The sequence below is a fragment of the Undibacterium sp. TJN19 genome, assembly GCF_049339485.1.
Lineage (GTDB): Bacteria > Pseudomonadota > Gammaproteobacteria > Burkholderiales > Burkholderiaceae_D > Undibacterium.
Window position 1 is genome coordinate 1,212,818 of record NZ_JBMPPL010000001.1, and the last position, 12,009, is coordinate 1,224,826.

At 51.8% G+C, this 12,009-nt stretch carries 12 protein-coding genes; 6 read left to right on the forward strand and 6 right to left on the reverse strand.

All coding sequences use genetic code 11. From position 1 onward, the window contains the following. Window positions 1–89: 89 nt before the first annotated feature. Complete coding sequence (locus ACO0LH_RS05610) at window positions 90–806, reverse strand: ArsR/SmtB family transcription factor (RefSeq protein ID WP_422940055.1); 717 nt, start codon at window positions 804–806, stop codon at window positions 90–92. Window positions 807–892: 86 nt separating this feature from the next. Between ACO0LH_RS05610 and ACO0LH_RS05615 the strand changes: the two genes are divergently transcribed. From ACO0LH_RS05615 to ACO0LH_RS05630, 4 genes are all read left to right on the forward strand, one after another. After that, on the forward strand, window positions 893–2,104 hold the full coding sequence (locus tag ACO0LH_RS05615) for a cytochrome P450 (RefSeq protein ID WP_422940056.1): 1,212 nt from the start codon (window positions 893–895) through the stop codon (window positions 2,102–2,104). Next, window positions 2,101–2,445 (forward strand): antibiotic biosynthesis monooxygenase family protein, encoded by a 345-nt coding sequence (locus ACO0LH_RS05620; protein WP_422940057.1) that lies wholly within the window; start codon window positions 2,101–2,103, stop codon window positions 2,443–2,445. Before ACO0LH_RS05615 ends, ACO0LH_RS05620 begins: the two co-directional genes overlap by 4 nt. A 44-nt stretch (window positions 2,446–2,489) precedes the next feature. Further along, window positions 2,490–3,194, forward strand: coding sequence for a DUF6058 family natural product biosynthesis protein (locus tag ACO0LH_RS05625; RefSeq protein ID WP_422940058.1), 705 nt, complete (start codon window positions 2,490–2,492; stop codon window positions 3,192–3,194). A 261-nt stretch (window positions 3,195–3,455) separates the two neighbouring features. Beyond that, entirely contained in the window at window positions 3,456–4,265 is an 810-nt protein-coding gene (locus tag ACO0LH_RS05630; RefSeq protein WP_422940059.1) for a tetratricopeptide repeat protein, read from the forward strand. A 67-nt stretch (window positions 4,266–4,332) separates the two neighbouring features. Here the strand turns inward: ACO0LH_RS05630 and mnmE are convergent, their stop codons facing one another. The 5 genes from mnmE to rpmH all read right to left on the reverse strand — a co-directional run bounded on the left by mnmE (window position 4,333) and on the right by rpmH (window position 8,604). Beyond that, window positions 4,333–5,739, reverse strand: coding sequence for a tRNA uridine-5-carboxymethylaminomethyl(34) synthesis GTPase MnmE (gene mnmE, locus ACO0LH_RS05635; RefSeq protein WP_422940060.1), 1,407 nt, complete (start codon window positions 5,737–5,739; stop codon window positions 4,333–4,335). Between the two features lie 295 nt (window positions 5,740–6,034). Continuing rightward, a complete protein-coding gene (yidC, locus tag ACO0LH_RS05640) occupies window positions 6,035–7,714 on the reverse strand; it encodes a membrane protein insertase YidC (protein ID WP_422940061.1) in 1,680 nt (559 codons plus the stop codon). Between the two features lie 9 nt (window positions 7,715–7,723). Next, on the reverse strand, window positions 7,724–8,020 hold the full coding sequence (gene yidD, locus ACO0LH_RS05645) for a membrane protein insertion efficiency factor YidD (protein ID WP_422940062.1): 297 nt from the start codon (window positions 8,018–8,020) through the stop codon (window positions 7,724–7,726). Between the two features lies 1 nt (window position 8,021). Continuing rightward, window positions 8,022–8,429, reverse strand: a complete 408-nt coding sequence (rnpA, locus tag ACO0LH_RS05650) for a ribonuclease P protein component (protein ID WP_422940063.1) — start codon at window positions 8,427–8,429, stop codon at window positions 8,022–8,024. A 40-nt stretch (window positions 8,430–8,469) separates the two neighbouring features. After that, window positions 8,470–8,604: a 50S ribosomal protein L34 gene (gene rpmH / locus ACO0LH_RS05655; RefSeq protein ID WP_061535510.1), complete on the reverse strand. Its 135-nt coding sequence runs from the start codon at window positions 8,602–8,604 to the stop codon at window positions 8,470–8,472. Window positions 8,605–9,070: 466 nt separating this feature from the next. Here rpmH and dnaA point away from each other — a divergent pair, with 466 nt between their 5' ends. Together dnaA and dnaN are read left to right on the forward strand one after the other, a co-directional pair. Beyond that, complete coding sequence (dnaA, locus tag ACO0LH_RS05660; protein ID WP_422940064.1) at window positions 9,071–10,465, forward strand: chromosomal replication initiator protein DnaA; 1,395 nt, start codon at window positions 9,071–9,073, stop codon at window positions 10,463–10,465. Between the two features lie 336 nt (window positions 10,466–10,801). Continuing rightward, window positions 10,802–11,908, forward strand: coding sequence for a DNA polymerase III subunit beta (gene dnaN, locus ACO0LH_RS05665; protein WP_422940065.1), 1,107 nt, complete (start codon window positions 10,802–10,804; stop codon window positions 11,906–11,908). Window positions 11,909–12,009 lie beyond the last annotated feature (101 nt).

Consider the following 12,009-nt stretch of genomic DNA (forward strand, 5'->3'; position numbering starts at 1 on the left):
TGATATAGACGCCACTTTGATAAGATTTTTGGATTTGCTTATGCTTTTTGTGCAGGGTTTTACCACCAGAGCAACACATTGAGAGCGACTCAGGTCTGCAAGGCAAACACTTTCTGAAATTCACGCTTGCCCTTCAAAGTCAGCCCCAGGGCACGGCTATCGAGATCACGCTCCAGCCAGGCACGGCTGAGCAGCAGGTTCAACAAAGCCGCTCCCAATGCCCCACCCAGATGGGGTGTGCGCTCACTCCAGTCCAGGCAGGAACAGGCAAAACGTCGCCTGGTCTTGCGGATGGTGGCAATATCGAGACCCATTTCTTCCAGTGCCTTCACACCTTCCGCTGTCAGCTCATAGGCGGTATCGTCACCATTCACCGGCTTGACCCAGGCTTGTTGCAATAAATAATCATGCACACCGACGGCAACTTCACCGGCCATATGGTCGTAGCAGGTACGGGCTTTTCGCAGGCGGTCTGGTGTGGTCGGTACAAAGCGCGGGCGCGGCAAACCTGCTATGAGCAATAGCGATTCCAGCGCATTGGCGACTTCAGGGCTGGCCAGCTGGTAATAACGGTGCTTGCCCTGTGCCACGACATTGACAAGATGCAGTTCCAGCAATTTGCCCAGATGCACGCTGGCAGTGGAAGTGCCCACTTCAGCAACGGTGGCCAGTTCGGTACTGGTACGCGCGCGGCCATCCATGAGGCTGCACAGCATGCGGGCGCGTGCCGGCTCGGCGATGGCCCCGGCCAGCCTCGCCAGCTGGGTGTCGGCATAGTCAGGATTGTCGATTTGGTCTGCATTCATAGTTTGATGGTAGACGAATTGTCCCATACAAACAAGCCCTATACTCAAACCCATACCCAATCACAAAGAGAGATAAGGCCCGGCTCATGCACACCACTCCCCCTGTCAATTTACTGAACGCTGCCTGTCATGCAAACCCCTACCCCTATTACGCCAGCTTGCGTGAGGCAGGCGCACTTGGCTATGATCAGGAGCAGCGCTTGTGGCTAGCCAGCCGCGCCTCAGAGGTGCAGGAAATACTGGAATCCCCGCATTGCGCGGTGCGGCCTGCGGCAGAAGCTGTGCCAAAAAATATCGCCGGCGGCAGCGCTGGTGAAATATTTTCTCACCTGATACGCATGAATGAAGGGCAGGCACACACCTTGCCAAGAAAAGTCATGCAGACTTCTTTGCGCAATCTGGATTTATCCGGCGTCAGCCAACGCACAGCATTTTTTGCGCGGCAACTGGCCGGTGAACATGCGCTTGCCGGTGGCAATGCACTGACACAATGGATCAGTGATTTACCGGTATATGTCATGGCAGACCAGCTGGGTTTCCAGGCTGAAGAACTGGCGCAACTGGCCTTATGGATGGCAGACTTTGTGCGCTGTCTGTCGCCATTAAGCACCTCCGGTCAAATCGATAATGCCCAGTCAGCCGCAGCCGCTTTGCAAAAGCGTTTCAGGCAATTGCTGCAAGACAGTCATGCTGGAGAAAACAGCTTTATAGCGAAGATACAAAGCGAGGCACAAGCCGAAGGCTGGCAACAGGCCGATGCCCTGCTGGCGAACCTGATCGGCTTGTTATCGCAAACTTATGAGGCCACGACTGGTTTACTGGGTAATAGCCTGATCGCTCTACAGCAACACCCGCAATTATTGCCTGACCTGAAAGCACAACAGGAAGCCCAGCAGAATTTGGCAGCATGGCCTGATTTCGTCGCCGAAGTTGCCCGTTACGATGCGCCGGTACAAAATACGCGCCGTTTTGTACATCAGTCATGCACCATCGCCGGTCAGTCATTGCAGGCTGGCGACGTGATTGTGGTATTGCTGGCAGCAGCCAACCGTGACGAGCATGCCAACCCTGATGCGGAGTGTTTCGTGCTGCAACGCCAGGCCAGGCGCGTCTTCACTTTTGGCCATGGCCGCCACGCTTGCCCAGGACAGGATATCGCAGAACAGATCGTCGCCACCGCATTACAACAGCTGTTCAGCACATCGCCAGCCATTGATTTTGCTACACTCACCTGGGCATACAAGCCATCAATGAATGGTCGTATCCCCGTCTTCAATCACATCAAGGAACAAGCATGATCGCCGTCATTTTTGAAGTTATACCGCATGCCGACAACAAGCAGGAATATCTGGGCATCGCCGCACAACTGGCACCGTTGCTGAAAGAAATGGATGGCTTCATTTCCATAGAGCGCTTTCAAAGTCTGAGTGATCCGGCCAAGATTTTGTCCCTGTCTTTCTGGCGTGACGAAGCTGCTGTCGCCAACTGGCGCAATACCGAAGAACACCGTGCTGCACAAAGCCAAGGGCGTGGACATATCTTTGCAGATTACCGCCTGCGCATCGCCGCCGTGGTGCGTGACTATGGTTTGCTGGAGAGGGCCGAGGCACCTGCAGACAGTCGTCACGTGCATGGATGAATCTCCATCCACTTTGAATAAAACCAAAGAAGGGAAAACAGCAGATGTCTGAGCTTGATCTTTACCTGAAAAAATATTATCTGAACAAGGCCCGATTTGCCGCAGCCTGCGACAGCACAGAAGCTGAAATTGATGCGTTGATAAAGGCGCAGTTGCTGCCTGCACCATCGTATGTAGTGACTGAAAATGCGACCATATGCTCGGCAGTTTTTGGTGAAATGGATGCTTTTCAAACCAGTGCTGGCGACTATTTTCATCCAGCGCATCGCATCTGGTTCAATAAAGCGCAACAGTTGATTGCAGACTATGGCGTTACCGCGGCACCGGCACATGCCAGACAAGAATTCATGCAAAAATTTATCGTCGCACTGACTGATCTGAACCGTCATCTATGGCAGCTGCCAGAGTGTTTTCTGGCCGACGGCACGCCTGTCAGTGCTGGCCTGACAGCACGCGCAGAATTTTCGTGGCAGCATTTTTTGTCGGGCACTTTTGGCTTGTGCGTGGCAAACCCGGTTTCAGAAGCCGCCATAGCAAAAAAAGAAATATTGCAGGAAAAGCTGACTCACCTGACTGACAATGGCAGCAAAACGGATTTCAGCAGCAATGAGGCAAAAGATCTATTAAGTCTCATCGATGTGTTCAGTGAAGCCGCCATGTGGTTTTCTCCGGCTGAATATCATCAATCCAGCCGTAAGCGACTGGTTGATGATTTAAAACCCAGATTGCTGGCTATCGCCATCAATTGAATGCAAGGATATTTTCTCGCACCGTCTGTTGGCAGGTCGATTGCAACATCCATGCGACGCGCACGCTCGCCTCAACTGTTTATTTTGTCAGCAAGGCTTGAAAAACGAATCACTAGCAAATTATTATATTAAGCTTAGGGCTTGCTAACTGTTATCAATAACGGTTAGCAGCAACAGTCCCCAGTATTAAGCTAAATAGAGTTACTGATTCAAGATTCATTCCTTTTCGCCCGGATAGAAATTTACTTTTGAAGGTCAATAATGAAGCTGCCGTTGCCATTTAAGCACCATTTACTTTTCGCCTGTCTTTATGTGTTTTCAAGCGCCGCAGCACTGGGGCAGGAATATAACGATGGTGAAACTGCAAGGGCAAATGGCAATCTGGTCAAGGCAGAAAAAATCTGGCTGCCACTGGCGGAAAATGGCGATGTCGTGGCACAGCTCAGTCTGGGCCTTTTATACAAGGACAATGTTGATCAGTCAAAGTGGAAGGCCAGGCCCGACAAAGCCTTTTACTGGTTCAAGAAATGCGAAGAAGAACTGCCTTATTGCAAATCCTATCTCGCCAAATTATATGAAAGTGGCACGGGGCTGAAAAAAGACCCGCAACAGGCTGCCCAGTTATTTTTGCAGATCACCAAATCTAGTCTGAAAGATGATGACCAGTTTTTGAACGAAGCCAGATTAAAAGTGGGGGTTGCCTACCTGACTGGTACCATCGGTGAAAAAAATATTGCCGAGGCTGAAAAATTCATCCGGCTGGCGGCGAATAACCAGGTACCTGAAGCACAGGTGTGGATGGGTGATTTGCTGCAATCCAAATACAGGAACCCGCATTCAGCCAGCCAGATGGTAGAAATAGATACCTGGTACCTGCTTGCCATGAAGGGTTCTGACCCCTCAGCCAAAATCAGCGCTGAAACTGCCAGCAAGAAAATACAGGGCAGGATGAATGCCAGCCAGATCGATGAATCACGACGGCTTGCAGCGCAGTGGAAACCCCAGCCTGCCAGCCCGCCGCAAACTGCCGATGTGGCGGCGGGTTCCAGCACGGCAGCAGAAGGTAAATAAACGCCCGGCGAACATCCGCTTCAAAACGTGCATTTGGAAAACCGCATCGGCACCAGTTTCGCCTGATTTATTTGCCGATGCAAAAACGCGAGAAAATCACGCCCAGTAAATCGTCAGATGTAAATTCACCGGTGATGCTGTTCAGGCGGTCTTGCGTCAGCCGTAATTCTTCGGCAAACAAATCCAGCGACTGATCATTTTGCGCGGCGTATTCAGCGGCATTTTGCAAATGCTCATGCGCATGCTTGAGGGCGATCAAATGCCGTTCACGTGCCAGGTACAGGGATTCACCGGTTTGTTCCCAGCCGGCGATGCGCAATAATTCCCGGCGCAATAAATCGATGCCCACGTGTTCATGTGCTGACAAATAAATATGCGTTGCATCTGACATCAGGTCCACACTGGCATGATGGCCGGACAAGTCTATCTTATTCCAGACCCTGATCACCGGCACGCCCTCAGGGAAGCGCGCAACGATGGCATCGTCCGCACGTGTCGGGCCACGGCTGGCATCAAGCAGGTGCAGAATGACATCGGCCTTCTCGACTTCAGCCCAGGTGCGCTCTATGCCTATGCGCTCTACCGTATCGATGGCATTGACGGTCTGGCCTTCTTCCGGTTCATCATGCTCATGGCGTATACCGGCAGTGTCGATGATATTGAGCGGTATGCCTTCGATATGAATAGTCTCGGTCACCTTGTCGCGGGTGGTGCCGGCGATGGGCGTGACAATGGCAACATCATCACCCGCCAATACATTCAGCAAAGATGATTTGCCGACATTGGGCTGGCCTGCCAGCACGACATTCAGACCGGCACGCAACAAAGCCCCCTGCGCTGCCTGCTCAAACACTTTTTGCAATGCGGCCTGTATGGTCAGCAACTGGCCACGTGCATTCGATTTTTCCAGGAAGTCGATTTCTTCTTCGGGAAAATCCAGCGTGGCCTCGACCAGCATGCGCAGGTGTACGACCTTTTCCACCAGCGCATGGATGACTTTGGAAAACGCGCCCGACAAGGATTGTGATGCCGATTTTGCCGCTGCCTCGGTCGATGCCTCGATCAGATCAGACACAGCCTCGGCCTGCGCCAGGTCAAGCTTGTCGTTCAAAAACGCGCGCTGGGTAAACTCACCAGGTTCTGCCAGCCGCAAACCTGCTTCCTTGCCCGCTTCCAGACAACGTGCCAGCAGCATCTGCATGACGACCGGGCCGCCATGACCTTGCAGTTCAAGCACATCTTCACCCGTATAAGAATGCGGTGCCTTGAAATAAATGACGATGCCCTGGTCAATGATGCTGCCATCTTTTTGTGTAAATGGCAGGTAACTGGCATGGCGTGGCTTGAATTGGGTATTGCCAAACAGCGCAGCAACGACGGGAGCAAGGTCTTTGCCGGAAATGCGTACTACACCAATACCGCCGCGCCCGGGGGCAGTGGCAATGGCGGCGATGGGAATGGGGTCATAGATCATGTTGAAATTCTATCTGTGCTTGCACTCTGTGAGTGCAAATTAGTCTGTTGGTTTGTGACGGAAATGCGACAGGGTTGATGCCAGGACTACCTGTTCTCGTAGGTTGGGCCGGGCCTCGCTAGGCTACGGTTTACCAGCCCAACACTCGGCGCTTAAATATCGTGTACGTTTGTTGAGGCCCGGTGTTGGGCTGATACCCCGTAGCCCAACCTACGCACTAACCCAACCCACATTGGAATTGCTAAAACAAAAAAGCCCGCAAGCAAACTTGCGGGCTTTCTCATTTGCTCAATCTTTAAGCTTGCGCTTTATGCTCAGGCGGGATCAATTTATTGTTGATAACCCATTGCTGTGCAATCGACAAAATATTGTTGACTACCCAATACAGGACCAGGCCAGACGGGAAGAAGAAGAACATGACCGAGAATATCAAAGGCATGAACATCATCATCTTTGCCTGCATAGGATCAGCCGGCGCCGGGTTGAGTTTGGTCGTGATATACATGGAAACTGCATACACGGCTGGCAAGATATACCAGGGGTCAGGTGAAGTCAGGTCAGTAATCCAGCCCACCCAGGGCGCGCCGCGCATTTCCACGCTGGCTTGCAAGACCCAGTACAAGGACAGGAAAACCGGCATCTGGATAAGGATAGGGAAGCAGCCGCCGAGAGGATTGATCTTCTCGGTTTTGTACAACTCCATCATCGCCTGGTTCATTTTTTGCGGATCGTTTTTGAAACGTTCGCGCACTGCCTGCATCTTCGGCGTGACCACTTTCATTTTTGCCATGCTGCGATAACCTGCAGCAGACAGCGGGAACAGGGCCAATTTGATGGCAATGGTGAAGACCACAATGGTCCAGCCCCAGTTGCCCAGCATCTTGTGGATTTGTTCCATGACCCAGAACAAAGGCTTGGCGATGATGGTCAACACGCCATAATCCTTGACCAGTTCAAAGCCTGGTGCAATCGCTTCCAGTTTGGCAGACTCTTGCGGGCCGGAATACAAACGCGCATTCATCGATACCGTGGCACCTGGCGCTACTGTACCCATAGGCAGGACATTGCCGACTGCATACAGGTTGGCATCAACCTTCTTGGTAAATATTTCGCGCTTGGTCTTGTCTTGCGGGATAAAGGCAGAGACAAAGAAATGTTGCAGCATTGCTACCCAGCCATTGTCAGATTCTTTGGCATGGCTGTCCGTGCCTTTGGAGATTTTTTCAAAATCCAGTTTCTGGAACTTGTCGGATTCTGTATACACCGCAGGGGCATAAAATTCGCCACTGCCAGAGAACATGCCGCCGCTTTCAGGTTTGGTGCCGTCATGCAGCAATTGCAGATACAACGAAGGGCTGATGGCTGCGGTGCTGTTGTTGGTGACATCGTGGCGCACATCAATGATGTAATCGCCTTTTTTGAACGTATAAGTCTTGGTCAGCTTGACGCCGTTTTGTTCTGCTTCCAGCACCAGTTGCACCTGGTTGCCGTCACCCAGGGTGCGTACACCAGGTTTTGCCACGAAACCGGTCTTATGGTTAGGGAAAGGGCCGCCCAGCAAACCTGTCTGTGCCAGGTAGGTGCGCTTGGCAGATTCGTCAAACAACACCACATTGTGGGTGTGGTCTGTGCCATCTTTATGTTTCAGCAATTCCAGACGCTTCAGCTCGCCACCGATGGTGTCGATATCGGCCTTGACCACGTCAGTGGTAATAGTAATGCGCTCACTTTTGATGACAGGGGCAGCTGTATCGCCTGCTGCTGCCGCAGTGGCACCTGGCGTGGCAGCATTGCCTGCACTTGTTGTCGAAGCAGCACCAGAAGCTGAAGCAGACGCCGGTGTGCTGGCATTTTTTGTTTGCGCTACTTGTGGTGAGAAAATGGATGGCTTGCCGTTATGGCGCGCCCAACCATCCCACAACATCAACAGCGACATGGAGAAAATAACCCACAGGACGGTACGTTTGATATCCATTTGTGTATGTCAGGAAAGGGGAGAAGAATGACCAGTGTGGCCAGAATCGTGGCAACACTTGTCGGATGTGGGGGCACTTGGCTTTTTTTCACTAGCGGGCGGCACATGATCCACACCGCCGGGGTGCCAGGGATGACATTTGCACAAACGTTTGCCCGCAAGCAAGCTGCCTTTGGCAGCGCCATGCTGTTTTATTGCCTCTGCCGCATAGTCAGAACAGCTGGGATAAAAACGACAGTTCTGCCCCAGCATCGGGCTAATTGCCAATTTATAAAATCTCAGCAACAGGAGCAGCAGGGTTTTCATCTTAATTTGCCTTGCAGGCTGGCGCAGCGAACAGACGCAAGATTTCCGCCCTGAGCTCACGCTTGAGCTGGGCAGTCGTAGCAGGACCGGCTTTGCTATTCACAGGTCTGGACAAGCGCACGATGCAATCCACATTCAGCAAGGCTGCCTGCCTAAAAATTTCGCGGGTAACACGCTTGATGGTATTGCGCGTCACTGCTCGTGGCGCAAAACGTTTGGCGGCTACCACGCCCAGGCGGGCATGCGGCAAATCGTTGGTTCTGGCATACAGCACAAAGTGCGTCGTCTTTTGCACAGGGCGCAAACGAAAAACGGATGAAAACTCATCCGTTTTAACGATGCGCCGAACGCGGGCAAAATCTGCACCGCCTGCACCTGCCTGAACTGGGTCAGTTAAATTATTGATCATGCGCCTTCAGCCAAAGCTGCCGCAGACCAAGAACTTAAAATCAAGCCGCCAGGCGTTTACGGCCTTTGGCGCGACGTGCGTTCAGAACAGCGCGGCCACCACGGGTTGCCATGCGTGCGCGGAAACCGTGAGTGCGCTTGCGGCGAACGACGGAAGGTTGGTAAGTACGTTTCATGTTGGTCTCGCTAATTGAGCAATAAAAAAAATCGGAATTACGGATAAAGGCTGTCTTGGGTGCGACTCGGCTTGCACATTTTCGTCAGGCCTTTCGCCTTTACTGCCCCAAAACCGCTGCTCATCATGTGAAAGCACATTACCAGTAATCTGATAATTAGCACCACATCAATAAAAGAGGGGTAGGGAACCCTGAATTAGACACCATTTTTGGCTTGGGTGTCAATCACTTAGCGCAAAATTTAATCAACTGCCTTTTACGGCCTGGTGCAGTGCAAAGAATAAATTTAACGCAGAGTCTGTGGATAACTCGGCCCGGCGGGGGTAAAATAGCGGATTAGCGCAGTACCGTTTTATGTCTTTACGACAACTACTCTTGTTTACAATCTGGCTACAATCCTGATTGTCATTCTGAGCAGCATGTTAAACCGGCACTGCGCATTTGCATTTAATAATTAAAGTCATACATGGAAAATTTCTGGCAGGCCTGTTCTTCCCAACTTGAGCAAGAGCTTCCACCACAGCAATATAGCGCCTGGATCAAACCGCTTGTCCCACTCGATTTCGAGGACAACAAGCTGCGTATCGCTGCGCCCAACCGTTTCAAGCTTGACTGGGTCAAGGCCCAGTTCGCCAACCGCATTTCTGAACTGGCAAACCAGTTCTGGGATGATGAGGTGGAAGTGCAATTCGTGCTTGATCCACGCGGCAGCAAAAAACCGTCTGCGCCGGCTGCGGCACCATCGCGCCCGCAAGGTTTGAACGCTGATCTGGATGCGCAAGGCCAGATGCCAGAAATGATGTCCGAACCGGCCCAGCCGGAAGTGTCACCCCGCCGCGAACAAAGCCGCATCAATTCCGACCTGACCTTTGACAGCTTCGTCACCGGCAAGGCCAACCAGCTGGCGCGTGCCGCTGCCATACAGGTTGCCAACAACCCTGGCGTATCTTATAACCCGCTGTTTCTTTATGGCGGCGTGGGCCTGGGCAAGACGCATTTGATACACGCTATCGGCAATCAGATACTGGTTGACAACCCGAATGCCAAAATCCGCTACATCCATGCTGAACAATATGTGCGTGACGTCGTCACCGCTTACCAGCGCAAGGGTTTTGATGAGTTCAAGCGTTATTACCATTCGCTGGATTTATTGCTGATCGATGATATTCAATTCTTTGGCGGCAAAAGCCGTACGCAGGAAGAATTCTTTTACGCCTTCGAAGCCCTGATTGCGGCCAAGAAACAGATCATCATCACCAGTGATACGTATCCCAAAGAAATCACTGGCATGGATGACCGCCTGATTTCACGTTTTGACTCTGGCCTGACAGTAGCGATCGAACCACCAGAACTGGAAATGCGCGTGGCGATCTTGCTTAAAAAAGCGCATTCAGAAGGTGTCTATATTTCGGATGACGTGGCGTTTTTTGTGGCCAAGCATTTGCGTTCCAACGTGCGTGAACTCGAAGGCGCATTGCGCAAGATTCTGGCTTACTCCCGTTTCCATGGCAAAGAAATCACCATTGATGTCGTCAAGGAAGCGTTGAAGGATTTGCTGTCGGTACAGAACCGCCAGATTTCCGTAGAAAACATACAGAAGACCGTCGCCGACTTTTTCAACATCAAGGTCGCCGATATGTATTCAAAAAAACGTCCTGCCAATATCGCCAGACCACGCCAGATTGCGATGTACCTGGCCAAAGAACTGACGCAAAAAAGTTTGCCAGAAATTGGCGAACTGTTCGGTGGCCGCGACCACACTACCGTCTTGCATGCAGTACGCAAGATCACGGCCGACCGTACTAAAAACCCTGAATGCAATCATGAGCTGCATGTATTAGAGCAGACGCTCAAGGGTTGATGATAGGAATGTTGTAAGATGGGCAAGTTGGAATGGTTTTGAATTAAATTTGCATGACAGTTTTAGAGGGTGCACCGTGCGCACCATGGCAGCGAAAGCCCGGACGGTGCGCGCAGCGCGCCCTGCGAGGCAACAAGCAAGACAGTAGTAAATAGATGCGGCAGTAAAAGAAGCAAAGGGTGCGGGCTAGATTGGCCTATTTTCGGGATGCAGACCGCGAAACAAAACGCAGCAATACGTCGGTATTGCGAGGCTTTGTGACAAAGGTATGCGCCCGACAATAGGGTAAGCTAGCTTGCACCGGTCCTTTATCAACAATTTAGTGAGGATATTCAAATGCAACTGGTTAAAACCCACCGGGACACCCTGCTCCGGCCTTTGCAAATTGTGAGTGGTATTGTCGAGCGTCGGCACACATTGCCGATTCTGGCCAATATCCTCATTCGCAAAGATGGTGAGCAAGTGTCATTTTTGTCTACCGACATCGAAGTGCAGATCACGACCAAGGCAGCCATCGGTTCTGGCGGCGAAGTATTCGCCACCACCGTGGCTGCCCGCAAATTGCTCGATATCTTGCGCGCCCTGCCGGATGACAATGATGTTGTCTTGAAGCTGGACAACAAAAAGATGAGTGTGCAGTCAGGTAAATCGCGTTTTTCCCTGCAAACTCTGGCAGCAGAAGAATTCCCTACCGTGGCCCAGGCAGAGCATTTCAATGCCAGCGTCAACCTGCCGCAAAAGACCCTGAAGCACCTGTTCAACATGGTGCATTTCTCAATGGCGCAACAAGACATTCGTTATTACCTGAATGGCTTGCTACTGGTCGTCGATGGCAAGAACGTTATCGCCGTCGCCACTGACGGCCATCGTCTGGCGTTTTGCCAGGTCGAAGTCGAACAGGAATTCCCGCGTCACGAAGTCATCATCCCGCGCAAAACCATCATCGAGATGCAGCGCCTGCTGGAAGACAAGGACGACCCGGTACAGATCGACATCGCCAATAACCAGGTCAAACTGACTTTTGCCGATATCGAACTGATTTCCAAACTGGTTGAAGGCAAGTTCCCCGACTTTAACCGCGTTATCCCCAAAGGTTATAAAAACAGCTTCACGCTGGGCCGCGAGCAGTTACTGCGTTCCCTGCAGCGTGCTGCCATCATGACCTCGGACAAGTTCAAGGGTGTGCGTTGCGTGATCACTCCCGGCCTGATGCAGATTCTGTCGACCAATGCCGACCAGGAAGAAGCGATAGAAGAAATTGAAATCGACTACGGTGGCGACAGCGTGGACATCGGCTTCAACGTCAGCTACCTGCTCGATGTATTGAACAACTTGAAGTGTGACCAGATCAGTGTGTCTTTGGGTGATTCCAATTCATCAGCCCTGATCACCATCCCCGACAATACCGACTTTAAATATGTCGTCATGCCGATGCGGATATAGTTTTTTTATTTGCTGAATTGCCGTGAAAGCAGTGCGTTAAATTCACGGCAATCTCGTTACCGTCATTCCCGCGCAGGCGGGAATCCAGCGTCTTTCTACCC